The organism is Fluviicola taffensis DSM 16823, assembly GCF_000194605.1.
In the GTDB taxonomy this organism is placed as follows: domain Bacteria; phylum Bacteroidota; class Bacteroidia; order Flavobacteriales_D; family Crocinitomicaceae; genus Fluviicola; species Fluviicola taffensis.
On record NC_015321.1, the window covers coordinates 2,238,417 to 2,262,334 of the forward strand.

The 23,918-nt window shown below is 37.5% G+C and carries 22 protein-coding genes; 15 read left to right on the plus strand and 7 right to left on the minus strand.

Annotation, left to right across the window (positions count from 1 at the left end):
- The first annotated feature begins 4 nt into the window (after nucleotides 1–4).
- The 13 genes from FLUTA_RS09800 (at nucleotide 5) to FLUTA_RS09860 (ending at nucleotide 14,113) form a co-directional block, all read left to right on the plus strand.
- The gene (locus FLUTA_RS09800) at nucleotides 5–1,225 is read left to right on the plus strand and encodes an NADH-quinone oxidoreductase subunit D (RefSeq protein WP_013686717.1); all 1,221 of its coding nucleotides are present in this window, start codon (nucleotides 5–7) and stop codon (nucleotides 1,223–1,225) included.
- A 64-nt stretch (nucleotides 1,226–1,289) separates the two neighbouring features.
- Nucleotides 1,290–1,763 carry an NADH-quinone oxidoreductase subunit NuoE family protein gene (locus tag FLUTA_RS09805; RefSeq protein ID WP_043024226.1) on the plus strand — a complete coding sequence of 158 codons (474 nt, stop codon included), beginning with the start codon at nucleotides 1,290–1,292 and terminating at the stop codon, nucleotides 1,761–1,763.
- 2 nt (nucleotides 1,764–1,765) lie between these two features.
- Nucleotides 1,766–3,109 (plus strand): NADH-quinone oxidoreductase subunit NuoF, encoded by a 1,344-nt coding sequence (gene nuoF / locus FLUTA_RS09810; RefSeq protein WP_013686719.1) that lies wholly within the window; start codon nucleotides 1,766–1,768, stop codon nucleotides 3,107–3,109.
- Nucleotides 3,110–3,122: 13 nt separating this feature from the next.
- On the plus strand, nucleotides 3,123–4,091 hold the full coding sequence (locus tag FLUTA_RS09815; RefSeq protein ID WP_013686720.1) for an NADH-quinone oxidoreductase subunit G: 969 nt from the start codon (nucleotides 3,123–3,125) through the stop codon (nucleotides 4,089–4,091).
- Between the two features lies 1 nt (nucleotide 4,092).
- Nucleotides 4,093–5,223, plus strand: a complete 1,131-nt coding sequence (gene nuoH, locus FLUTA_RS09820; RefSeq protein ID WP_013686721.1) for an NADH-quinone oxidoreductase subunit NuoH — start codon at nucleotides 4,093–4,095, stop codon at nucleotides 5,221–5,223.
- 2 nt (nucleotides 5,224–5,225) lie between these two features.
- Nucleotides 5,226–5,765 (plus strand): NuoI/complex I 23 kDa subunit family protein, encoded by a 540-nt coding sequence (locus FLUTA_RS09825; protein WP_013686722.1) that lies wholly within the window; start codon nucleotides 5,226–5,228, stop codon nucleotides 5,763–5,765.
- Nucleotides 5,765–6,277 (plus strand): NADH-quinone oxidoreductase subunit J family protein, encoded by a 513-nt coding sequence (locus FLUTA_RS09830; RefSeq protein ID WP_013686723.1) that lies wholly within the window; start codon nucleotides 5,765–5,767, stop codon nucleotides 6,275–6,277. The genes FLUTA_RS09825 and FLUTA_RS09830 overlap by 1 nt, the downstream gene beginning before the upstream one ends.
- Nucleotide 6,278: 1 nt before the next feature.
- Nucleotides 6,279–6,608: an NADH-quinone oxidoreductase subunit NuoK gene (nuoK, locus tag FLUTA_RS09835; RefSeq protein WP_013686724.1), complete on the plus strand. Its 330-nt coding sequence runs from the start codon at nucleotides 6,279–6,281 to the stop codon at nucleotides 6,606–6,608.
- A gap of 3 nt (nucleotides 6,609–6,611) precedes the next feature.
- Nucleotides 6,612–8,537 (plus strand): NADH-quinone oxidoreductase subunit L, encoded by a 1,926-nt coding sequence (nuoL, locus tag FLUTA_RS09840; RefSeq protein WP_013686725.1) that lies wholly within the window; start codon nucleotides 6,612–6,614, stop codon nucleotides 8,535–8,537.
- Between the two features lie 3 nt (nucleotides 8,538–8,540).
- Nucleotides 8,541–9,977: a complex I subunit 4 family protein gene (locus FLUTA_RS09845; RefSeq protein WP_013686726.1), complete on the plus strand. Its 1,437-nt coding sequence runs from the start codon at nucleotides 8,541–8,543 to the stop codon at nucleotides 9,975–9,977.
- A gap of 1 nt (nucleotide 9,978) precedes the next feature.
- Nucleotides 9,979–11,358 (plus strand): NADH-quinone oxidoreductase subunit N, encoded by a 1,380-nt coding sequence (locus FLUTA_RS09850; protein WP_013686727.1) that lies wholly within the window; start codon nucleotides 9,979–9,981, stop codon nucleotides 11,356–11,358.
- A 35-nt stretch (nucleotides 11,359–11,393) separates the two neighbouring features.
- Nucleotides 11,394–12,335, plus strand: a complete 942-nt coding sequence (locus FLUTA_RS09855; protein ID WP_148235420.1) for a hypothetical protein — start codon at nucleotides 11,394–11,396, stop codon at nucleotides 12,333–12,335.
- Nucleotides 12,336–12,427: 92 nt separating this feature from the next.
- Entirely contained in the window at nucleotides 12,428–14,113 is a 1,686-nt protein-coding gene (locus FLUTA_RS09860; protein ID WP_148235421.1) for a hypothetical protein, read from the plus strand.
- Nucleotides 14,114–14,117: 4 nt separating this feature from the next.
- Here the strand turns inward: FLUTA_RS09860 and FLUTA_RS09865 are convergent, their stop codons facing one another.
- The 3 genes from FLUTA_RS09865 to FLUTA_RS09875 all read right to left on the minus strand — a co-directional run bounded on the left by FLUTA_RS09865 (nucleotide 14,118) and on the right by FLUTA_RS09875 (nucleotide 16,870).
- Nucleotides 14,118–14,843: a glycosyltransferase family 2 protein gene (locus FLUTA_RS09865; RefSeq protein ID WP_013686729.1), complete on the minus strand. Its 726-nt coding sequence runs from the start codon at nucleotides 14,841–14,843 to the stop codon at nucleotides 14,118–14,120.
- Nucleotides 14,844–14,925: 82 nt separating this feature from the next.
- A complete protein-coding gene (locus FLUTA_RS09870; protein WP_013686730.1) occupies nucleotides 14,926–15,804 on the minus strand; it encodes a toxin-antitoxin system YwqK family antitoxin in 879 nt (292 codons plus the stop codon).
- A gap of 133 nt (nucleotides 15,805–15,937) precedes the next feature.
- The gene (locus FLUTA_RS09875) at nucleotides 15,938–16,870 is read right to left on the minus strand and encodes an NAD-dependent epimerase/dehydratase family protein (protein ID WP_013686731.1); all 933 of its coding nucleotides are present in this window, start codon (nucleotides 16,868–16,870) and stop codon (nucleotides 15,938–15,940) included.
- A 231-nt stretch (nucleotides 16,871–17,101) separates the two neighbouring features.
- Here FLUTA_RS09875 and FLUTA_RS09880 point away from each other — a divergent pair, with 231 nt between their 5' ends.
- A complete protein-coding gene (locus FLUTA_RS09880) occupies nucleotides 17,102–18,262 on the plus strand; it encodes a homogentisate 1,2-dioxygenase (protein ID WP_013686732.1) in 1,161 nt (386 codons plus the stop codon).
- A 108-nt stretch (nucleotides 18,263–18,370) separates the two neighbouring features.
- A complete protein-coding gene (hppD, locus tag FLUTA_RS09885) occupies nucleotides 18,371–19,534 on the plus strand; it encodes a 4-hydroxyphenylpyruvate dioxygenase (RefSeq protein ID WP_013686733.1) in 1,164 nt (387 codons plus the stop codon).
- A 159-nt stretch (nucleotides 19,535–19,693) separates the two neighbouring features.
- On the opposite strand, the gene FLUTA_RS09890 is transcribed toward hppD, so the two are convergent.
- The 4 genes from FLUTA_RS09890 to FLUTA_RS09905 form a co-directional block, all read right to left on the minus strand.
- Nucleotides 19,694–20,104, minus strand: coding sequence for a hypothetical protein (locus FLUTA_RS09890; protein ID WP_013686734.1), 411 nt, complete (start codon nucleotides 20,102–20,104; stop codon nucleotides 19,694–19,696).
- Nucleotides 20,105–20,130: 26 nt separating this feature from the next.
- Nucleotides 20,131–21,360, minus strand: a complete 1,230-nt coding sequence (locus tag FLUTA_RS09895) for a serine hydrolase domain-containing protein (protein WP_013686735.1) — start codon at nucleotides 21,358–21,360, stop codon at nucleotides 20,131–20,133.
- Nucleotides 21,361–21,362: 2 nt separating this feature from the next.
- Nucleotides 21,363–22,061 carry a lipoyl(octanoyl) transferase LipB gene (gene lipB, locus FLUTA_RS09900; protein ID WP_013686736.1) on the minus strand — a complete coding sequence of 233 codons (699 nt, stop codon included), beginning with the start codon at nucleotides 22,059–22,061 and terminating at the stop codon, nucleotides 21,363–21,365.
- A 178-nt stretch (nucleotides 22,062–22,239) separates the two neighbouring features.
- On the minus strand, nucleotides 22,240–23,907 hold the full coding sequence (locus tag FLUTA_RS09905) for an MBOAT family O-acyltransferase (RefSeq protein WP_013686737.1): 1,668 nt from the start codon (nucleotides 23,905–23,907) through the stop codon (nucleotides 22,240–22,242).
- Between the last annotated feature and the right edge of the window lie 11 nt (nucleotides 23,908–23,918).

Genomic DNA, 23,918 nt, shown 5'->3' on the forward strand with positions numbered 1-23,918 from the left:
ATTTATGAGCGATACTTCCAATAAAAATAAAAGCTTGTTTGCCGATGAAACCATCGACGGACAAATAGCAACATTAAACCTCGGGCCAACTCACCCTGCAACACATGGTATTTTCCAAAACGTGTTAACGGTCGATGGAGAGAAAATCTTGGGTTCGGTTCAGACAGTAGGTTACATTCACCGTGCTTTTGAAAAGCTGGCTGAAAGAAGACCATACAATCAAATTACTCCAATTACAGACCGATTAAACTATTGTTCTTCCCCGATCAACAACATGGGTTGGGAAATGACGATGGAGAAACTAATCGGAGTGACTGTTCCAAAGAAAGTAGATTACATGCGTGTGATCATTATGGAATTGGCGCGTGTTGCAGACCACTTGGTTTGTAATTCCGTAATTGGTGTGGATACTGGAGCATTGACGGGTTTTACCTACATGTTCCAACAACGTGAGTTGATCTATGAATTGTATGAAGAAGTGTGTGGTGCACGTTTGACTACAAACATCGGTCGTATTGGGGGGTTCGAGCGCGATTTCTCTCCGACATTCCACGTGAAATTGAAAAAATTCCTCAAAGAATTCAATAAGCACTTCCAAGAGTTCGACGATTTATTATTGCGTAACCGCATTTTCATGGATCGTACGATTGGTGCTGGTCCTATTTCTGGTGAACGGGCATTGGATTACGGATTCACTGGTCCAAACTTGCGCGCAGCAGGTGTGGATTACGATGTTCGTGTAATGACTCCGTATTCTTCTTATGAAGATTTCGATTTCATTATTCCAGTTGGAACACAAGGTGATACCTATGATCGTTTTTGTGTGCGTCAAGAAGAGATCCGTCAGAGTATGAAGATTATAGAGCAGGCATACAACAACATGCCAGAAGGAAGTTACTTCTCTCCAGATGTACCAGAATTCTATTTGCCAACAAAAGCAGATGTTTACACGAAAATGGAAGCATTGATTTACCACTTCAAAATTGTAATGGGTGAAACACCAGTTCCAGTTGGAGAAGTTTATCACGCAGTAGAAGGAGGAAACGGAGAGCTAGGATTCCATTTGATTTCAGACGGCGGAAGAACGCCATACAGACTTCAATTTAGAAGACCTTGTTTTATTTATTATCAAGCATATCCAGAAATGATTACTGGTCAAACCATCTCAGATGCCGTATTGACATTAAGTAGTTTGAACGTGATTGCAGGAGAATTGGACGCATAAGATGAGTATATCAGTTACACATAATAGTACAGATCAGGCTGAACCACAATTCAGTGCTGAGAAAATGGTTGAAGTACAACGTTTCATTGCGATGTTTCCAGAAGGAAAACAGAAAAGTGCATTGATGCGTATCCTTCACTTGGCAGAAGAAGAATTCGGAGGCTGGTTAAGTGTTCCAACCATGAATTACGTTGCCGGTTTGTTGAATATTCAACCGATCGAAGTGTATGAAGTAGCAACTTTCTATACCATGTTTAATATCGAAAAACCTGGGAAAGTTGTTTTGGAAGTTTGTAGAACAGGACCATGTATGTTAGTTGGTTCGGATCAGATTATCGAACACATTGAAAACAAATTAGATATCAAAGTTGGTCAAACATCGGCAGATGGAATGTTTACATTGAAAACTGCAGAGTGTTTGGGAGCTTGTGGTTATGGCCCCATGTTACAATGCGGAAAACATTACCACGAACATTTAACTCCTGCGAAAGTGGATGAGTTATTGGATACCTTGCGTAAAGAACATTCAGAGAAATAGGAATGGGAAGAAAATTATTATTGGAACACATAGACGTTCCTGGAATCGAATCGTTTGAAGTCTACCGCAAAAATGGTGGTTACCGTTCTGTGGAAAAAGCTTTGAAAACGATGTCTCCACAAAATGTGGTAGAAGAAGTTCAAGCATCTGGATTGAGAGGTCGAGGAGGAGCAGGATTCCCTACAGGAATGAAATGGTCTTTCTTGGCAAAACCGGAAGGAGTTCCACGTTACTTATTGTGTAACGCAGATGAGTCTGAACCTGGAACGTTCAAGGATCGTTACTTGATGGAGAAAATCCCACATCTTTTGGTAGAAGGAATGATTGTTTCTTCGTACGCTTTGGGGTGTAATCAATCATACATTTATATCCGTGGAGAATACATGTGGGTGTTGGAAATTGTGGAAAAAGCAATTGCCGAAGCATACGCAAATGGTTTTCTTGGAAAAAATATCTTAGGATCAGGATACGACTTAGATTTAGCTATTGCGCCAGGTGGTGGAGCTTATATCTGTGGTGAAGAAACTGCATTGATTGAATCATTGGAGGGGAAACGTGGAAATCCGCGTATCAAGCCACCATTCCCGGCTGTAAAAGGTTTGTGGGGATGTCCAACTGTAGTGAACAATGTAGAATCCATTGCAGCAGTTGTTCCAATCGTAAATGACGGAGGGGCTGAATACGCAAAAATAGGTATTGGAAAAAGTACAGGAACAAAGTTGATTTCAGCTTGTGGAAACTTGGTAAAACCGGGTGTTTACGAAATTGAATTGGGAATGACTGTCGAAGAATTCATCTACTCAGACGAGTGGTGTGGAGGAATCGCTAACGGAAAAAAGATCAAGGCTTGTGTACCAGGTGGATCTTCCGTTCCAATTTTACCAGCAAACCTGATTACAAAAACAGCGGAAGGAGTGGATCGCTTAATGTCATACGAAGGTTTGGCAGAAGGTGGTTTTGCAACTGGTTCCATGTTGGGTTCAGGAGGTTTCATTGTATTTGATGAAGACCAATGTATTGTTAGAAATACTTGGAATTTTGCACGTTTCTATGCACACGAATCTTGCGGACAATGTTCACCTTGTCGTGAAGGAACTGGATGGATGGAGAAAGTACTTCGTCGTTTGGAAAACGGACAAGGTCACATGCACGACATCGATTTGTTGGCAGAGATCAACAAGAAAATAGAAGGAAACACGATTTGTCCACTAGGTGATGCAGCAGCATGGCCAGTAGCGGCGGCAATTCGTCATTTTAGAGAAGAATTTGAATGGCATGTAACTCATCCAGATGAAGCGGTAAAACGCAACTTTGGGATTGCGTCTAATCACATGCCTTTAGTATAAAAGAGATCCCATTATGGTAAAAGTTATCATTGACGATATCGAAGTTGAAGTAGAACCGGGAACAACCATCCTGAATGCTGCTCGTAAGATCGGTGGAGATGTAGTTCCTCCTGCAATGTGCTATTACAGCAAGTTGCAAGGAAGTGGAGGTAAATGTAGAACGTGTTTGGTTGAAGTAGCCGCTGGTTCTACAGCAGATCCGCGCCCGATGCCGAAATTGGTTGCATCTTGTTCTACTCCAGTAATGGATGGAATGATTGTGAAGAACAAAACATCAGAACGCGTTTACGATAATCGTGCAGCTGTAACGGAGTTTTTGTTGATCAATCACCCATTGGATTGCCCGATTTGTGATCAGGCTGGTGAGTGTCATTTGCAAGACCTTGGTTTCGAACACGGAAAAGAAGGAACGCGCTACGAAGAGAAACGCAGAACCTTTGATCCGATTGATATCGGTGACAAAATCAAATTGCACATGAATCGTTGCATTTTGTGCTACCGTTGTGTTTATGTGGCAAATCAATTGACTGATAAACGCGTTCATGGAATCATGCATCGTGGAGATCATGCAGAAATTTCAACTTATATCGAGCAGGCAATTGATAACGATTTCTCCGGAAACGTCATCGATGTATGTCCAGTAGGAGCATTGACAGATAAAACATTCCGATTCAAAAGTCGTGTGTGGTTTTTGAAACCAATGGAAGCTTCTTGCGAGTGTACAAAGTGTGCTGGAAAAGCGGTTGTTTGGATGTTCGGAGATGAAATTTACCGTGTTACTGGTCGCAAAGATAAGTATGGTGAAATCGAAGACATCGATGGAAAAACAGCTTGGATTTGTAACGAATGTCGTTTCGATAAGAAAGATAAAAGTCAATGGAATATTGAAGGTCCAAGAGTAATCAATCGTCATTCAGTGATCGCACAAAATCAATACTTGGTTGACGAGCGCCTCGAATCCAAAAAACTAACAGGAAAATAAGATGATCATAAAATTAATCATAGTTGTTGCGTTATTCGCAATCACATTGGGGATCGCAGCTTATTTGACTCTGATGGAGCGAAAAGTTGCAGCCTGGATGCAGGATCGTATCGGGCCAGACAGAGCAGGACCGTTTGGTTTGCTTCAGCCGCTCGCAGATGGTGGAAAAATGTTCTTCAAAGAAGATTTCAGACCAACCAATGCAGATAAATGGTTGTTTATCATTGGGCCGGGAATTGCCATGTTTACTTCACTCATTACAGGTGCAGTAATTCCTTGGGGACCAGATTTGAAAATCGCCGGTGAATCAATTGCTTTGCAGGTTGCAGACGTAAATATTGGAATTCTCTTCATTATGGGAGCAGTTTCCATTGGAGTTTACGGGATCATGATCGGAGGTTGGGCTTCCAATAATAAATTTGCCTTGTTCGGAGCAATTCGTGCAAGTTCTCAAATGATCTCCTACGAGTTAGCGATGGGAGTTTCCGTAATTACCATCGTTTTGATGACGGGTTCTTTGAGTATCCGTGAAATCGTTGATCAGCAACATGGTTTCTGGGATAACGGATGGTTCTCTTGGAATGTGTTCAAACAACCGATTTGTTTCGTCGTATTCTTAATTACGGCTTTGGCAGAATGTAACCGTGCTCCGTTCGATTTAGCGGAATGTGAATCCGAGTTGATTGGTGGTTACCACACAGAATACGGTGCTATGAAATTAGGATTCTTCCTATTCGCAGAATATGTAAACATGTTCATTTCTTGTGCAGTTATTTCGGCATTGTTCTTCGGAGGATACAACTTCCCAGGAATGGACAACTTCTCAGGAAATACGTTAGCAATTCTTGGAACCTTGGTTTTCTTCGCAAAAACATTCTTCTTCATCTTCGTATTCATGTGGATTCGTTGGACATTGCCGCGTTTTCGTTACGATCAGTTGATGCACATTGGTTGGAAAAAAATGATTCCTATCGCATTAATCAACTTGTTGATTACAGGAGTTGTGATTGCTTATACGGAAGGTTGGTTCTCTAAAAGTAAGGAAAACGAATCTGCAAGTAATGCAAAAATGGAGGAGCCTTTGGGTGTGAATACATCCATTGAAAAGACTAAAACTGGAAATAGCTTATAAGAATGGAAAGTTTATCAAATCGTAAAAAAGTCGTTTCGAACAAGAAGATGACCTTCATGGAGAAAATGTACTTCCCTGCAATTTTGGGAGGTATGTGGATTACTTTGAAGCATGTTTTCAAGAAACATAATACTGTTAAATATCCGGAAGTTAAACGCGAGTTTGCACCTGTTTATAGAGGACAACACGTATTAAAGCGTGACGAAGAAGGAAGAGAAAATTGCACAGCATGCGGATTATGCGCAGTGGCTTGTCCAGCAGAAGCAATCACAATGACTTCGGAAGAACGTAAAAAAGGCGAAGAGCATTTATACCGCGAGGAGAAATATGCAACGACCTATGAAATCAATATGTTGCGTTGTATTTTTTGTGGTTTGTGCGAAGAAGCATGTCCAAAAGAAGCAATTTTCTTAACAGATCGTATCGTTCCTACTTATTTTGAACGCAATGATTTTATCTACGGAAAAGATAAATTGGTTGAACCAGTTGATCAGCGTGTAGACATTAGTAAAAGACAATTAACCGGAAAAAGACCTGCGTAATGAGTTTAGATAGTATATTTTATATTCTTGGTGGATTGACTATTGGAACAGCCTTGATGGTTGTTTTGAGTAAACACCCTGTGAGAAGTGTATTGTACTTAGTACTTACATTCTTCTTAATCTCTGCGAACTACGTTTTGATGAATGCTCAGTTCATCGCCATTGTAAACATTATCGTTTATGCAGGAGCAATCATGGTCCTTTTCTTATTCGTATTGATGTTATTGAACCTCAATAAGGAAAACGAACCAAAACATTCTCCTATGATGACCATCGGAGCTGCTGTTGCTGGAGGAAGTCTATTCCTAGTAGTGGTTGCAGCAATGCGCGATGCAATTCTGGCAACTCCAATGATTGATGCGAATTCTGAAAAAGTAGGATTGGTTGAGAACTTGGGGCAAATTCTATTTACAAAATACGTACTTCCTTTTGAAGTTTCTTCAGTATTGTTCTTGGCAGCAATGGTTGGGGCAGTTCTTTTAGCGAAGAAAGAAAAACAAACTATAGATTGATATGTTATTAGCGACATTATTTGAATCAGGGGTAAAGATTGAACACTACATGGTACTTGCTACGGCATTGTTTGTCATAGGTGTGTTTGGTGTGCTTTACCGTAAGAATGCAATCATTTTATTGATGTGTATTGAATTAATGCTCAATGCAGTGAATTTGTTACTGGTAGCGTTTTCAACATATTTCGGGCAGGCAGACGGACAACTTTTTGTGTTCTTCGTCATGGTTGTGGCTGCTGCTGAAGCAACGGTAGGTCTTTCGATTTTAGTGCTTCTTTTCCGCAATACCCGTTCAGTGGATATTCGATTGTTTAACAAATTAAAAAACTAAAACATGTCGGTATCACAAATACTTCCTTTGATTTTATTGCTTCCGTTAATGGGGGCATTTATCAATGGTACAATAGGGAAATCTCTTTCAAAAGTGATGGTGGGAACGATTGCAACAGGTGTAATGGCCGTTTCGTTTGTTCTTGCAGTGATGGCTTTTATGAGCGTACAGCATGGTGAATCGGTAACGGTTCATTTGTTTACAATGATTAAAACAAGTTCATTCTCTTTAAATGCAAGATTGTTCGCAGATAATTTATCCATGTGGATGACCTTAATTGTAACAGGTGTTGGAACATTGATTCATTTGTTCTCCATGGGTTACATGAAGCATGATGCTGGATATTACAAGTTCTTCACCTATTTGAATCTCTTCATTTTTGCGATGTTGGTTCTGGTTTTGGGAAGCAATTATTTCATGTTGTTCTTCGGATGGGAAGGTGTAGGAATTTGTTCATATTTGTTGATTGGATTCTGGTACCAAGACTTCAAAAACACATTGGCTGCTCGCAAGGCATTCATCATGAATCGTATTGGAGACTTAGGTTTATTGATAGGTTTATTCTTGATTCTTGGAAAATTCGGAACATTGGAATACGGAGAAGTTGCGAATGCAGTAATGACAGAAGGATTCGAAATCTCTGAAATGCTCATCTTCGGTATTACAATCTGTTTGTTTATCGGTGCAACTGGTAAATCGGCTCAAATTCCTTTGTTTACATGGTTACCTGATGCGATGGCTGGACCAACTCCAGTTTCTGCATTGATTCACGCTGCAACGATGGTAACAGCTGGTATTTTCTTAACGGTTCGTTCTAATTTCTTATTCGAATTGGATGGTGCGCATCTAACAAAAGATATCATGTTGTACGTTGGTTTGGCAACTTCGATTGTTGCAGCATTCATTGCGATGCGTCAAAACGACATCAAAAAAGTATTGGCTTATTCAACGGTTTCTCAATTGGGGATGTTATTTGTAGCATTGGGAATGGGAGCTTACACAGCGGCTATGTTCCACGTTACAACACACGCATTCTTCAAAGCATTGTTATTCTTAGGATCTGGAAGTGTGATTCATGCTATGTCTGACGAACAAGATATTCGTAAAATGGGAGGACTTCGCAAGAAAATTCCAATTACACACATTACCTTCTTAATTGGAACTTTAGCAATTTCAGGTATTCCATTGCTTTCTGGTTTCTATTCGAAAGATGAAATTATCGGTCATGCATTCGAATCACACAAATTCGTGTATTTCGCATTGATGTTTAGTTCAGCTTTGACTGCGATTTATATGTTCCGTTTGTATTTCGTGACTTTCTTCGGAACATTCCGTGGCACGCACGAACAAGAGCATCATTTACATGAAGGTCCTGCTTCTATGACTTTGCCTTTGGTAATTCTTGCGATTCTTTCCATCTTTGGTGGATTGTTGAATTTACCAGGTGTTTTCCTCCACAATGGAACACATTGGTTGTCTCATTACTATGCTCATAATGTTTCTGGTTCTGGAATTCAAATGGGTGAGCATGCAGATCCAAATACAACATTGATGTTGATGGTTGCTGCGGGAGCGATGGCTGTTATTATTGCAATTGTAACATACATTGTTTATGTGAAGAAAAATAGTCTTCCAGCTGCAGATGAGGATGTGAAAGGTTTAGCAAAAGCGTCTGCCATGAAATTGTACTTTGATGAGATTTACGACTTCTTGTTTGTGAGACCTGTTCTTTGGATTTCTGAAAAAGGAGCACATTATTTTGAAGGTGTATTTTTACACCGTAGTGTGGTTGGAATTGGAAAAGTGATTGGAAAATCAGGAGATTTAGTCCGTAAAATTCAAACGGGAAGAACAGACAATTACATTCTTTGGATGGTTTTCGGAATCATTGGGTTAATTGTTTATTACATTATCTATTATAAAAACTAAGACGTGGAAATTCTTTTATTTATTTTACCAGTTTTCTTTGCGTTATCGGTATTGATCGTCCCTAAAAGTGGCGTTCGTGCATACGGAATTATCGGTTCGCTTGCCGTTTTAGGTGTTGTAATAGCATGTATGACGCAGTACAACAATGATGGAACAGTTCAATTATTTGCAAATAAACAATGGTTGTTTGGAATTACCCTTAGCTTTGGCTACGATGGAATTTCTTTACTCATGCTGTTATTGACAGCAGTATTGGTTCCATTGGTTTTGGTATCTAATTTCAAAAATGAATTGGCAGAAAATCGCTTGTTTACAAGTATGGTTTTCTTCATGCAATTGGGTCTAATTGGCGTGTTCATTTCAATGGATGGATTGTGGTTCTACGTTTTCTGGGAAATTACCTTAATTCCGATCTTCTTAATCTCTTGGTGGTTTGGTGCCCCGGAAAGAAAGGCAGCATTGATGAAATTCTTCATTTACACATTTGTAGGATCTCTTGCTATGTTGGCAGCTTTAATCGGAATCAAAGTAAACGCAGCATCTTTCCAGATCGAAGATTTGAAAGCAGTTGTCTTTACTTCTAAAACCGCTTGTTGGTTGGCGCTTGGATTCTTCTTGGCATTTGCCATTAAAATTCCAATTTTTCCTTTCCATACGTGGCAGCCTGATACCTATACGAAGTCTCCAATGGCTGGTACTATGTTACTTTCTGGTATTATGCTGAAAATGGCTCTATACGGAATGATTCGCTGGATGATTCCATTATTTCCAGAAGCAATGCCTTGTTTACAGTATTTTGTTATCGTTTTAGCTACAATTGGTGTTGTTTATGCAGCGGTTATTGCCATTAAACAAAAAGATATCAAGCGTGTATTCGCATTTGCTTCGATGTCTCACGTTGGATTAATTGCTGCAGCAATCATGGTTTGGGATTTTGATGCTTTATCAGGAAGTATGGTTCAAATTGTCAATCACGGATTGGTTGCAGTTGGATTGTTCCTTGCTGTAGAGATTATTGAACGCAGAACGGGAACAAGAAACTTGGCTGATTTGGGTGGATTTGCAAAACAAGCTCCGAAATTTGCATTTTGGTTTGCAGCTTTGGCGTTCGCTTCGGTTTCGGTTCCATTAACAAGCGGCTTCATTGGTGAATTTTTGATGTTAAAAGGACTTGTTGAGTTTGACATGATTATTGGAATTATTGCAGGAACAACATTGATTTTAGGAGCAGTTTATACCTTTAGAGCTTATCAATTGAGTATGTACGGTCCAGTAACAAGAGATCAATTTGCAGATTTGCATTGGTCTGAACTCTTTGTTTTGGCATTCATTGTTATCGCAGTAGTGATTTTGGGAGTTTACCCAGCAGTGATTACGGATTTTGTAAATCCAAGTTTAAAAATAGTTTTAGAAACACTTTCAACACCTTCAGGTTTATAATATGGATGCATTATTAGTTGTTTTTGCCAGTGGATTGATTTCCCTATTTGCTGCTTTTGCTAAGAAGCCTTGGTTAGTTGTAAGCTCAGCAATGATTGGTTTGTTAGCTGCCATTATCATTATTATCACTCAACTTCAAACAGGAAAAGCATTTTTTGACTTTTTGACTTATGAGGGATTGCTTTTTGATCAGTTTGCGTTGATTTTTAGCCTTGCAATCTGTGTATTATCGCTCTTAATTATTGGAATTGGTTACGAACGATTTAAAGAAAATCCAACGCATACAGGCGAGTATATTGGATTGCTTATGTTCTCTGCCACTGGTGCCATGATTATGACAGCATATACAGATATGTTTATGTTCTTTCTTGGTTTAGAAATCCTTTCCTTACCAATCTATGTCATGGCAGGGAGTAATAAGTCAGATGTGCGCTCTTCAGAAGCATCTTTGAAGTATTTCTTAACTGGATCATTCGCAACAGGAATCTTCTTATTCGGATTGGCTTGGGTTTACGGAGCAACAGGGACGTTTAAACTTGCTGAAATTCAGATGAAAGTTGGAGAAATGGATACATTGAGTCCTATTTTAATGATTGGTGTGCTTCTAATTATGGCTTCTTTCGTCTTTAAAATTGGAGCTGCACCTTTCCATTTTTGGAGTCCAGATGTATACGATGGGTCACCCCATGCTGTAACTGGATTTATGGCATCTGTAGTTAAAATAGCTGCGTTTTATGCTTTCCTTAAAATGTTTGCGATTTGTTTTGGTCAAGGAGAATTATTCTTATTCTGGAAAGATGCTTTGGTAGTGATGCTTATAATCACGCTGTTTGTAGGAAATTTATCAGCAATTCGCCAAACGAAATTTAAGCGCTTATTGGCTTATTCATCCATTACACATGTTGGATATACTTTATTGCTTTTTGTTTCAGGAATTTCGTATAATATTTCTGCAGAGATCTTGTGGTTCTATATGTTTGCTTATGGATTCTCAATCGTAGGAATTATAGCTGTGGGGATTGCGGTAAATGATTCGGAAGATCGCATTTCTTCTTTGAAAGGTTTAGGTAAACGAAATCCATTCTTGGCAATTGTAGGAATTGTTTCCTTGTTATCACTTGCTGGAATTCCTCCAACATCTGGTTTCTTTGCAAAATACATTTTATTCTCATCTGCTTGGGAAAATGCTTCTTGGTTGGTAATCATTGCTCTAATTAATTCCGGGATCAGTATTTATTATTACTTAAAAGTCATCGGAACAATTGTTTCGCCTGCAGAGGAAGAACAAGAAAAAATTAAATTATCACCATTGACAATTGCCGTTTTAACAATTGCTCTAATCGGAATGTTAGGATTTAGCTTTATCCTTTCTTGGTTATAATCAAGAGTTCTCCAATTTTTCATAAAATACTAGCTATGCTTCGAAATTCAACCCATTTTTGTGTGATGATTTCGAAGTATAGCTTTTTTTTAGCAGCCATTTTTTTTGCGTTCGAGGGCTCAGCTCAACTTTTGGACAACTCCAAAGGATTGGCTTTTACGGATGCTCCATTTTTTAACACTCGATTTGTAAAAGCAAGTAAAATTAAGGAAATTCGCGGGACGTATACTTTCAAAAAGCAAGGTGATATTATGCGCGAATCGAATTACATATATGTGTTTAATTTTGACACATTGGGTAATTTAACACGCCATTATCAAACAGCGAAAGGTGATTTAGTTACAGACACCACTGTTCGATTTTATGATTACACACATGATGGAAGAATGGTTCGGAGACGCATTTCGCAGAAAAAGGGTTTTCTTTCAACCTATTACACCTATAATTCGGAAGGTCAAGTTGTAAAGGAAGAAGTTTATCGGGATATTGATACGATGAATAGTTTATTAACTCCATCGATTGAAAGAAGTATTCTTTGGAATACGGAAACAATGAGCTATCAGGTTTATGAAGGACAATTCAAGAAGAAAATTTTCAATAGTTATGGAAATCAATACTTAGAATTAACTAAATACAATGACAGTTTAGGCTTTTTATCTCAGGAAGAAGAATTATTTACAATTACGAGGAATAAGCTTACAACCAAGTATAAGTATTCCGATAAAGGTTTGATAGAGCGAATTTCAGTGTATAAAAACACGGAACCAGTTCCTGTAAGTGAATCACATTTTACCTATGATGCATTTGGAAATTTACAATCTAAATTGGTGTATAAAGACGGTGTATTCATTACAGAATATCAGATTATTTATAGCGGATTAACAGGTTTGCTTTATTCTATTATTACACGTGAAGTGAGTTCTAATTTCATTTCTATTATTCGGTTTACAGAACCAACCTTTTGGGATAAACCTTAAATATAGTGAAGAGTCAATTTCTCTTAAAATATATTTTGCGTAACCCAATTTTTTGGGTGGGTTGTGTGATGCTTCTTTTAGGAATAGCAATAATGAGTTTTCATGGTCCTCATTGGAGAAATAGTATCATTAATTCCGATGGAAGAGGTTACTACTATTTTTTACCAGCAGTCAGCACCAGCGATAATACATTTGAAAAAACACTTCAATCTGAGCAAAAAATCGTTGGTAAAGACGCTCCTCAATTGTATATTCTTAAAACAGAGGAGGGTTTAGCTGTAAACAAATGCTATCCAGGGGTTGCAATTCTTCAAAGTCCATTTTATGCAACCGCCACCTTAGTGGATTGGATAGGTGGAAAAAATTTTGATGGATATTCTGATAATCATTTGATTTTCTTTTTTTTCGGATCATTGTTGTATGTCTTTTTGAGTATTCTGTTCTTCCAAAAAGTACTGGCAATTTATTTTGAATCCTCTAAGTATACATGGCTTGTTAGTATAGCACTCATTTTTGCTACTAATGTATGGTACCATGGGTTTTTCTATGGAGGCTTATCTCACCACTATAGTTTGTTTTTGTTTTCATTGTTCTGTTGGAATATACTCCGTTATAAGAGAGATTATAAAATGAAGTTTCTCATTTATCTTGGAATTATTTTAGGCTTACTGTTTTTAGTTCGTCCTACTAACATGATGATTTTGGCGATTCTTCCCTTTTTATTTAAAACGAGGGATTCCTTTTTAGGAGCACTGAAGAAAATTCTACAAGTAAGAAATGGACAGTTGGCAGGATTTATCTCTGCTTTTTTAACCATTTTGATGCTATTGCCATTGATTACCTACTGGCAGACGGGGCACTTTTTTTACTGGTCTTATCAAGGTGAAGGATTTGATTTTAGTGGGAAACACTTACTTGAAACATGGATTAGTTACCGTATTGGAATTTTTGTTCACGCGCCAATTGCCTTACTTTCAATTATAGGATTGGTTTATTGGCTTCGAACCAATCGGTACTTATTTGTTTCATGGATATTACCATTTATTACGATTACTTATGTTCTTTCATCTTGGTGGTGCTGGGATTATCAATCATTTTTTGGCCACCGTGGATTTATAGAGTTTCAATTTCTTTTTACGTTCCCACTCATTGTTACATTGCAGATTATTAGAAATTCTGTTGTGAAATATGGATTGCTCACACTCGTTTTTGGATACATGGGAATTCGTTCATACCAATGTGTTTCAGGAGTTTATCCGAAACAGCGATTCACAGCGTATACGTATTGGAAAAGCATATTGGATTTTAATTACAAGATTCCTAATAAATATTCCATTCTGTATAACTGCCAACCTTTTGGCACCGTTGTATCTACGAAAGAGTTGGTTCCAACTGAATTGAAAAACCAGAAATACGATGGTTCTATAGAATTTGGACAAGGTTTAACTTATCATCTGAAGGATAGAAGACGAAACATTCGCTATTTTTTCGAGTTTCATCTAACAAAGCAATTATTGGAGGATTCTGATTGGAAAGATATAGAAATTATTTTTGCGGCTCAGAATAAGAAGGAAGAACAAGTTTATTATTATGCTTTTCCGCTCTATTCATTCTATAAAGAAGGCAAAGAGAAAGCTATTGATTTTGAAATTCAGGAGGAAGTATATCCGTATGCTAATTCAAGTGAAAAAATCGGTTTTTACATTTGGAACAGAGCAAAAAAACAGTTTAAAATTAATGATTTTAGTGTTGTTGTGAAGAAGATAGCAATCAAATGAAGAACTAGTTTCCAAACCGATAACGAACCACGCACCAAATCACTTTCATACCATCTTTCCAGGATATTTTTTTTCCTTCCTCTTTGTTTCTAGCAATATAGGTGATCGGAACTTCGTGAATCTTTAATGACTTGATTTTAGATAGTTTCATGGTTACTTCTGGTTCGAATCCAAAACGCTTTTCTTTTAGTTTAAGAGATTTTAAGGTTGCTGCTGGAATCATTTTGTAACAGGTCATCATGTCTGTTAATCGATATCCTGAAAATAGATTGGAAAGCTTGGTCAAAAAACCATTTCCCATGATGTGCCAGATGAAATTGGTTTTTGAATGTTTATCTTCCAGAAAACGGGATCCGTATACAATCTGATTCGGTGATTTTAGATACAGGCTTAACAAAGAGTTTATTTCTTCTGGAACCAACTCCAAATCTGCATCTTGAATTACAATGATATTTCCAGAAGCGAGTTCTATTCCTTTATGAATTGCTGCACCTTTACCTTGATTCATTACTTGTGAAAAGAAAATCAGTGGTGAATCTGTGTTTTTGGCAATGTAATCAGAAACCAGTTGGGCGGTTTTATCTTTTGAATGATCGTCGATAATAATAATTTCTTTTTCAATATCGTTGACCAATTTTATTTTTTCTAAAAGTGTAATGACTTCTAGAATGGTTTTTTCCTCATTGTAGGCTGGAACGATAATAGAAAGTTTATTGATCTCATTGAACATGAAACGAAATTAGCTAATTTCAAGAAGAAAGAAGGATAATAGAAATAAAAAATCCTCATCTTCTGATGAGGATTTAATTTTTTTAGAGCTGTCCGTCAGAATGATATACACCATTCTTGTATACTTTAACCTTCAATAGAATTCCGTCATTGTCGTAAACATACACCTTACCATCCCAAAGTGCTCCGTTTTTAAATTCTCCGTCTTGAGAGATTTCACCGTCGCTGTTATATACTTTGTTATACCCATTTGGTGCCCATTTCACTCCTTGTGTTTTAGGAGCTCCAACAATAGCTGGTGCCTTTTCTTTGGAATCATTTGGGTCTTTTACTTTAATCATTGGGTGAACAGGCTCTTTTTCTACAGTATTAGTAACAGTTCCTGTCCCATCAAAATAAGTAATTTTCTTTACATCTCCATTTTCATAATAATCAGTAGATTTTCCTGTAACCACACCATTATTAGAGTTGTATTCTTTTTCTAATTGTCCATTCGGATAATAGTAACTGATTTTTCCATTTTCTTTACCTGTAGCAGTATAGAATCCTGCGAATGCCACAGTTCCATTTTCATAGTAACGAATCAAAGAATCTTTGTAACCTGCTTTATCAATACTTCCCTTTTCTTTTACTTGACCATTTGGCCAAAATCGAGTATATTCTCCCTTTGGGCGGTGATGTTCATAAGTTCCTTTGAGTGCGGGAGTAGTTCCATCTAGATGATATTTAATCCAAATACCTTCTTTGCGGTCATCAATGAATTTTCCTTCTTCAACTTTGCCACTTGCGGGTACGCCAGAATCAGGACGGTCTTTACCGTAGTAAATCCACTTACCTTGCTTTTTACCGTTTGCATCCGTAACATTTAACTTACCATCTTGATCCGTAATAGGGGATGCTTCGACAACCGTAAATAGTAACAGGAAAAAAACAATGAGTCCGACTTGTTTATATTTCCACATGTTTTGAATAAGTTTTGTAGCGCATTCTAAAGATAGAATTATTTTGTTATAGTTGCCTGAATACTATCAAAATTTCGCTGAAGTCCTTTTTTTTTTCGATTAATATTGAATGGAATAGATTTTTTTACCTGAATCACAGGTTATTTAACATTTCCATTGTTGTTTTGTCCAAATCATAACTTTCTTTCCATCCCCAATTTTCTCGCGCATACGAGTCATCAATAGATGCTGGCCATGAATCTGCAATTGCTTGCCGAAAATCTGGCTGGTATTCAATTGAAAATGAAGGAATTATTTTTTTTATTGTCTCAAAAATTTGCTTTGGCGTAAAGCTTAAAGCGGATAGATTATAACTAGAACGAATTTTAACTTGTTCTTTTGGAGCTTCCATCAATTCAATCGTTGCACGAATTGCGTCGTCCATAAACATCATTGGAAGTGCGGTATCCTCTTTTAAGAAACAAGTGAAGTGCTCTCCAGCTTTTGCTTTGTAATAAATGTCAACTGCATAATCGGTTGTTCCTCCTCCAGGTAAACTTTTGTAAGAGATTAATCCAGGGTAGCGAATACTGCGAACGTCAACCCCAAATTTATTGAAGTAATATTCACACCATCTTTCTCCAGCTTGCTTCGAAATCCCGTAAACAGTGCTTGGTTCCATTACGGTATATTGCGGCGTTTTAATCCTTGGAGTTGTTGGCCCAAAAACAGCAATCGATGATGGCCAGAAAATTTTAGAAATATGTCCTTCTTTTGCAAGATCCAAAATAATAAACAAACTTTCCATGTTTAGTTTCCAAGCAAAATCTGGATTTTTCTCTGCAGTTGCAGAAAGTAGAGCTGCTAAAAGATAAACATCTGAAAATTTTTGATCAATGATATATGAGCGAACACTTTCTTTATTTAAAGCATCTAGTTGAATATATGGTCCATTAGAAAGATTTTCCGGACAAGCGTCTTTCAAATCAGCTGCAACAACATTTTCAGAGCCAAATTTTTCACGAAGTGTAAGAACTAACTCGGTTCCAATTTGTCCACAAGAACCTAAAACTAGGATTTTTTTCATGGGGTGTTATTTGTGCGCAAATGTAGTATTTTTTCCTTCCGATAAACGATTTAGTTATTAACGAAAAACTGACAATTCTCATTTTTTATGCTTTATGGTATGGTTAATTTTGTGTATCTTTCAGATACTGTATGATTGTGATTTGCAGTGAAACCTTACTGTTTCAGGTTTTAAAATTTTGAGCAAGGTAATTTGTTCTTTTGTTAATATTTAAAGTAAATTGTTTAAAAAATGCCTTTTTATTCTAGTTTAGGGAGAATACCTCCTAAAAGACATACGCAATTCCGAAAGGAATCAGGAGAACTGTACTACGAACAGTTATTTGGTACGGAAGGATTTCACGGATTTTCGTCCTTGTTATATCACGTTCACCGTCCAACAATGGTGAAATCTGTAAAGGAATTGAAAGATTTGACACCTGTTCCCGCTGTTAATAAAAATATCACTTCACGCATGTTGAAGGGATTCAATGTGACTCCCAAAGACGATTTTTTAGAATCTCGTGAAATTGTTCTATTTAATAACGACTTAAACATTGCACTTGCAGCTCCTAAAAAATCAATGACTACGTACTTCTATAAAAATGCAGATGCAGATGAAGTCATTTTCATTCATGAAGGAACTGGAACCTTGAGAACAATGTTGGGAAATATCCCGTTTAGTTATGGCGATTATTTGGTTGTTCCTCGTGGAATGATTTACCAAATGGAGTTTGAAACGGAAAAAAATAGGTTATTTATCGTCGAATCTTTTTCACCGATTTACACACCCAAAAATTACCGCAACAAATTTGGACAGTTATTGGAACACTCTCCGTTTTGTGAAAGAGACTTTAGAGGACCTTCTGAATTGGAGACACACGATGAATTGGGAACTTTCACTATTCTAATTAAAAAGGAAAACATGTTGCATGAATTGCAGTATGCTTCACATCCATTTGATGTTGTGGGCTGGGATGGATACAATTTTCCGTATGCCTTTTCAATTCATGATTTTGAGCCGATCACTGGTCGTGTACACCAACCGCCGCCAGTACACCAAACGTTCGAAGCGCACAATTTTGTAATCTGTTCATTTGTACCAAGAATGTATGATTACCATCCGCTTTCTATTCCGGCACCTTATAATCACAGTAATATTGACTCGGATGAGTTATTGTACTATGTAGATGGTGACTTTATGAGTAGAAATCATGTGGAGAGAGGATATATTTCCTTGCATCCAGGTGGAATACCTCATGGACCGCATCCAGGTGCGTATGAAAGAAGTATTGGACAAAAAGAAACGGGTGAGTTAGCTGTAATGGTTGACACATTCAGACCGTTGAAATTAACACAAGCTGCGATTGATATGGAAGATGATTCCTATGCAATGAGTTGGCTGGATAAGTAATATTGTTTCCCCCTTTGAAGGGGGACTAAGGGGGATGGCAGCCACCCCTCTTAATCTCTCCTCAAGGGGAGAGGCTAAGAATATATAAAAATTGATAATTAAAGAAACATGAGTAACGAGATTAAAAACGTAGAATACGGTTTAGAGAAAATTTTTGAAGGCGCACAAGACTTTTTGCCTTTGTTGGGAACAGATTACGTAGAATTCTATGTAGGAAATGCGAAACAAGCTGCGCACTATTATAAGACAGCATTTGGGTTTCAGGATTTAGCTTACGCTGGTTTAGAAACAGGTGTGAAAGATCGTGCATCGTACGTACTGAAGCAAGACAAAATCAGAATTGTATTAACAACGGCATTGAATAGTGATTCACCAATTGGTGAGCACGTAAAAAAGCATGGTGACGGAGTAAAAGTAATTGCACTTTGGGTAGAGGATGCTAGAAAATCTTACGAAGAAACAACCACAAGAGGAGCGAAGTCATTTTTTGAACCAATGGTTGAATCGGATGAACATGGAGAAGTTGTTCGTTCCGGAATTTATGGAGCTTATGGTGAGACCGTTTTTGTATTCGTTGAACGCAAAAATTACAAAGGAATTTTTATGCCAGGTTATGTAGCACATCAATCAGCTTACAATCCGGCTCCAGTTGGGTTGAAGTTCATCGATCACATGGTAGGAAATGTGGATTGGAATAGAATGAATGATGCTGTAAAATGGTTCGAAGATATCATGGGATTTGTCAATTTCTTATCGTTTGATGATAAACAGATCACAACAGAATATTCAGCTTTGATGTCGAAAGTAATGTCGAACGGAAATGGCCGAATCAAGTTCCCGATCAACGAACCTGCTGAAGGTAAAAAGCGTTCTCAAATCGAGGAGTACATTAATTTTTATGAAGGTGAAGGTGTTCAACATCTTGCCGTTGCAACAGACGACATCATCAAGACGGTTGCTGATATGAAATCACGAGGTGTTGAGTTCTTATCAACTCCTCCACAAGAATATTACGATGCAATTCCTGAGCGTTTGAAAGATCACATGTCTAAATTCAAAGAGGATATCAATGAATTGCAGAAATTGGGAATCATGATTGATGCGGATGAGGAAGGATATTTGTTGCAAATCTTTACCAAACCGATTGAAGACAGACCAACTTTATTCTTTGAAGTAATTCAGCGAATGGGTGCAAAAGGATTTGGAGCAGGAAACTTCAAAGCTTTGTTTGAGTCGATTGAAAGAGAACAAGAGAAGAGAGGAACTCTTTAAGAGACAATAAGACTTTAGATACAAGACTAGAGATGTAAGACAAATTATAAATAAAAGGAAAAACCTCAGTAATCCAATATCAATGGAGCTGAGGTTTTTTTATTTGATGAATCTGTCTTAAGTCTTTTGTCTATAGTCTTGTATCTTGACTCTAAAAAATTATCCAACCATAATTCCTTTACGACCCAACTTTGGAATTTCTGTGTAATTTTTTTCGCTGATAGTTTCTGGTAGGAAGATAAAACGTTTGTCATACATCACTTCATCCGCCCAAAAGGAAACCCAATACTCGTTTGTAAGCCCAAAAACTTCTTCCATGATTGGTTCTAATTTTGCTGCTTCATCGGGTAAGAGTACTTCCAAAGAATGTCTCAAGGTGGAAGTTTTTATTTTCTCCCCCGTATTCACATCTTCTCCGTAACCACGACTTGTAATGATAATTCCTTCCATGATATCATCGCGCAGATTGAGCAAATACACGTAGTGTTGAATTCCCCCTTCTTCATTGATTTCAGGTACGATAACAATTCTTACATTTTCTACAACAGGTCCTTTTAACTCTTCTCGCATTGTTTATACAATTTTGGGTTACAAAGTTAATGATTTGCAGTTGCTACACTTCTTCCCATTCGGATATATTCAAATAAATCGGAAGGATGACCAATTTTTTCTTGGTTTGCTTTTGTGTTTGATTTTTTGAGAAGGTCTTTTTCAACATCTGGAGCTCTTTTATGACCTGTCCGCACGATAATTAACTGTTCATCTGGGATAGCAATGATGTATTGGCCTTTTATTCCGCGGCAGTAATAAACAGGATGCCCGTTGCTCACGTAAGTCCAAATGTGTAATCCGTATCGTGTGTTTGGAACACCTTCTTCTGTTGACATGGTCGGGTTTTTTACCATTTCATCGAAAAAAGCTGCTGGAATAATTTGTTTGTCGTTCCATTTTCCATGATTTGCCAATGTTTTTCCAATTCGGGCAAAATCACGAGTAGTGCTATATAAACAACAGAATGCTTTTTCTGCACCATTTTCTTTATCCAAACTCCAAAATGCATCTGATTCTGCACCAATGGGTCTCCACAACTTCTCAGAAGCATATTGTGCCAAATCTTTACCAGTTGCTTTTTCAAGTATAAAACCAAGCAGTTGCGAATTTCCACTTTGGTAAATGAATTCTTTACCAGGAGCGCGTTCCACATTTTGTCGAGTGACCAACCCACGTAAATCGGATCCATAATAAGATTCTGCATTTTCAGACAATGGATTTTTTCCGCTTTCACCCCAATCCAATCCAGATGCCATCATCAACAAGTGCCGAATGGTGATTTTCTCTTTTCCTTTTCCAGAAAATTCAGGAATGTATTTAACAACGGGTTCGTCTAAACTTTTGATAGCTCCTTCTTCGTGCGCAATTCCAATGAGCATGCTCACTACTGTTTTCGCTGCTGAAAAAGAATTGGAAACTGTTTCCGGATGGTGTTCATCCCAATAACGTTCATAGATAACTTGATCATTCTTTACGATTAAGAAAGAAGATGTTTTCCAAGTATCCATGTATTTCAAGTCATTACTGTTGAGTAATTCGGCTTTTGACAATTCGAATTTCCACGGTTCACTCTTTTTAGGAGCTTTCACAGTAGCATTGTAGAATTTATTCAAATCATAAATGGTCGGTGAGGTTTCTCCTTGTAAATACGTGTAATAAACTCCTTTGTAAAGGTAAAATCGGCCACTTAGAAGAATTAAAACATTCAGCGATAAAAATAGAATCAGAACAAACCAACCGATTCGTTTAGACCATTTGAGTAGGGTACGTTTCATGACTATTGTGCGTATGTAAATCCGAATTGGGAAGCTAGTTTTTCTTTCAAGAGGTCTTTCACTTCTTGCATATCAACTGCTCTACCAAGTTCCTGTTGCAAGGAAGTTACAGATTTATCTTCAATTCCGCAAGGTACGATGTGAGAAAAATAAGAAAGATTCGAATTAATGTTAAATCCAATCCCATGCATGGTTACCCAGCGTGATGATTTGACGCCCATGGCACAGATTTTTCGAGCATTTGGTGTTTCTACGTCAATCCAAACTCCAGTAAATCCAGAAGAACGTTCTCCTTTGACTCCGTAATGTGCCAAAACATGAATGACTGCTTCTTCCAAATAACGCATGTATTTGTGGATGTCCGTGAAGAAATAATCCAAATCTAATAAAGGATAAGCGACCAATTGACCGGGGCCGTGATACGTGATATCACCACCGCGATTGGTTTGGTAAAACTTTGCTTGGTGTTCATCCAATCCGGCTTCATTCAGTAAAAGATGATCGGTAGTTCCACTCTTTCCAAGTGTATAAACGTGTGGGTGCTCACAAAACAATAGGTGATTTTTTGTCTCTTCCGTGCTTGTTTCATTCCTACGTTCAATTTTTAATGCAATGGTTTCCCCAAAGATTTTTTCTTGGTAATTCCAAGCTTCTTGATAATCAATCAACCCCAAATCTTGAAAATGAACTTCTGGTAACATATGCCTAGACCTTTTTTAAAGTAATGATTAACTGTTTCAAATGTTCAAATGTTCAAATGTTCAAATGTTCAAATGTTCAAATGTTCAAATGTTCAAATGTTCAAATGTTCAAATGTTCAAATGTTCAAATTTGAGATTAAACACATTGAACTCTTTCAACCTTTTGATATCCTCTATTTTAGAACTCCAAATATACGAAAGGATGGAATGAATCAGAAGCTGCTTGATACAAGATTACTATGAATACAGCAATTATTAACATCTGAACCACCATGTGTGTTTTCACAAAGCTCGAAACCATAAAATCTTTCCATTTTTGAGGAATCCAATGAATGAAAAATCCTAATAACATGATTAAAAGGGCAGGAGCATAAGTAGATAAAATAACTGTGAATTTCTCCCATTCGAAATCGAAATGATTGAAAATGCGATCCAACATTTTATTTGGCGCCCCTTCTGTTTTTAGTCGGAACCAAATACGTGTGAATGTAATGAAGTTGAAAGTGAAGAGAATTTTCCAGAAATGGACAATCCACCAAGAACTTTTTTCATAAGGAGAAACCTTTTTCCAATGGTTATAAATCACCAAAGCCAATCCATTCATTGCTCCCCAAATCACGAAATTTTGCGAAGCTCCGTGCCACAATCCACCTAAAATCATCGTGATTAACAAGTTCAAATCGCGGTACATGAATGTTTTTACTTTTGGACTAATCAAAATCGCAATTCCATACAAACTCATTAAACCTACGTAGACAAAAATCAGCTCATACCAACCTGTAATGAAGATGAGAAAAACGAAGATAATAATGATTGCAACGAAGGTTCCAATCGTTCCTTTTTTGTTTCCTCCCAGCGGAATGTACAAGTAATCTTTCAGCCAAGAACCCAATGATTTGTGCCACCTACGCCAGAAATCGGCCACACTGTTTGCTTTGTAGGGAGAATTGAAATTGGGTAAAAGTTCGAATCCCATTAATTTGGATATTCCAATTGCGATGTCTGTGTAACCAGAGAAATCTCCATAAATCTGTAGTGAATATCCCCACATCGCTATTACACTAACATAACCTGGGAAACCTTCTGGATTATCCACAACCGAATCAATGAAATGGGTCGCAATGAAATCTGCCAATACAATTTTTTTGAAAAGACCTTTCATAATCATGAACACGGCTTCACTGAATTCTTTTTGACTTAGTTGGAATTTCTGATAAATCTGTGGAATGAAATCGCGTGCTCGAACAATTGGTCCCATGAGTACGTGTGGGAAGTACGTTACGTAGAAAGCATAATCCCAAATGTTTTTTACTGGTGCAATTTCTTTGCGGTAAATATCTACGACATAACTAATCGACTGAAAAGTAAAGAAACTGATACCTGCTGGCATCAAGATCATTTCTTCGAAAGTTCCAGCTCCGAAAAATCCATTTCCCCATTGTGCAAAGGTGTTGAAGACCTCATATTTCGTGTGAAACATTTTGTTGAATGAATCTGTGAAAAAGTGGGCGTATTTGAAGAAAAATAGAAAAAATAGATTGAAAATTGCGGAAAATGCAATGATCCATTTTCGTCCCAATTTGTTGTCAACCTTAAAAATCCATTTTCCGAGGAAGAAATTGACAACTACTGAAAGTGCTAGAAGTGTAACAAAGAAGCCTGAAGTTTTGAAATACAAAAACAAACTTGCTGCCGCAATGAACATACTGCGAACAAGCTTATTTTTATGTAAAACGCTAAAGAGCACCATAAATGCCAAAAAGAAAATCCAGAAATCTAGTCGATTAAACGCTAAATCTTCGGCTGACATGCTTGTGAAACTAAAAATACGGTGCAACGATTCCATAGAGGTCTTTA

What these genes read in the sequence shown, in the direction of transcription:
- FLUTA_RS09860 (WP_148235421.1), top strand. Translation starts at nt 12,428, where the DNA reads ATGAGTTTTCATGGTCCTCATTGGAGAAATAGTATCATTAATTCCGAT.
- FLUTA_RS09800 (WP_013686717.1), top strand. Translation starts at nt 5, where the DNA reads ATGAGCGATACTTCCAATAAAAATAAAAGCTTGTTTGCCGATGAAACC.
- FLUTA_RS09830 (WP_013686723.1), top strand. Translation starts at nt 5,765, where the DNA reads ATGAGTTTAGATAGTATATTTTATATTCTTGGTGGATTGACTATTGGA.
- FLUTA_RS09850 (WP_013686727.1), top strand. Translation starts at nt 9,979, where the DNA reads ATGGATGCATTATTAGTTGTTTTTGCCAGTGGATTGATTTCCCTATTT.
- nuoK (WP_013686724.1), top strand. Translation starts at nt 6,279, where the DNA reads ATGTTATTAGCGACATTATTTGAATCAGGGGTAAAGATTGAACACTAC.
- FLUTA_RS09815 (WP_013686720.1), top strand. Translation starts at nt 3,123, where the DNA reads ATGGTAAAAGTTATCATTGACGATATCGAAGTTGAAGTAGAACCGGGA.
- hppD (WP_013686733.1), top strand. Translation starts at nt 18,371, where the DNA reads ATGAGTAACGAGATTAAAAACGTAGAATACGGTTTAGAGAAAATTTTT.
- FLUTA_RS09895 (WP_013686735.1), bottom strand. Translation starts at nt 21,360, where the DNA reads ATGAAACGTACCCTACTCAAATGGTCTAAACGAATCGGTTGGTTTGTT.
- FLUTA_RS09870 (WP_013686730.1), bottom strand. Translation starts at nt 15,804, where the DNA reads ATGTGGAAATATAAACAAGTCGGACTCATTGTTTTTTTCCTGTTACTA.
- FLUTA_RS09805 (WP_043024226.1), top strand. Translation starts at nt 1,290, where the DNA reads ATGGTTGAAGTACAACGTTTCATTGCGATGTTTCCAGAAGGAAAACAG.
- FLUTA_RS09855 (WP_148235420.1), top strand. Translation starts at nt 11,394, where the DNA reads ATGCTTCGAAATTCAACCCATTTTTGTGTGATGATTTCGAAGTATAGC.
- nuoH (WP_013686721.1), top strand. Translation starts at nt 4,093, where the DNA reads ATGATCATAAAATTAATCATAGTTGTTGCGTTATTCGCAATCACATTG.
- FLUTA_RS09875 (WP_013686731.1), bottom strand. Translation starts at nt 16,870, where the DNA reads ATGAAAAAAATCCTAGTTTTAGGTTCTTGTGGACAAATTGGAACCGAG.
- FLUTA_RS09905 (WP_013686737.1), bottom strand. Translation starts at nt 23,907, where the DNA reads ATGGAATCGTTGCACCGTATTTTTAGTTTCACAAGCATGTCAGCCGAA.
- FLUTA_RS09890 (WP_013686734.1), bottom strand. Translation starts at nt 20,104, where the DNA reads ATGCGAGAAGAGTTAAAAGGACCTGTTGTAGAAAATGTAAGAATTGTT.
- FLUTA_RS09825 (WP_013686722.1), top strand. Translation starts at nt 5,226, where the DNA reads ATGGAAAGTTTATCAAATCGTAAAAAAGTCGTTTCGAACAAGAAGATG.
- nuoL (WP_013686725.1), top strand. Translation starts at nt 6,612, where the DNA reads ATGTCGGTATCACAAATACTTCCTTTGATTTTATTGCTTCCGTTAATG.
- nuoF (WP_013686719.1), top strand. Translation starts at nt 1,766, where the DNA reads ATGGGAAGAAAATTATTATTGGAACACATAGACGTTCCTGGAATCGAA.
- FLUTA_RS09865 (WP_013686729.1), bottom strand. Translation starts at nt 14,843, where the DNA reads ATGTTCAATGAGATCAATAAACTTTCTATTATCGTTCCAGCCTACAAT.
- FLUTA_RS09880 (WP_013686732.1), top strand. Translation starts at nt 17,102, where the DNA reads ATGCCTTTTTATTCTAGTTTAGGGAGAATACCTCCTAAAAGACATACG.
- lipB (WP_013686736.1), bottom strand. Translation starts at nt 22,061, where the DNA reads ATGTTACCAGAAGTTCATTTTCAAGATTTGGGGTTGATTGATTATCAA.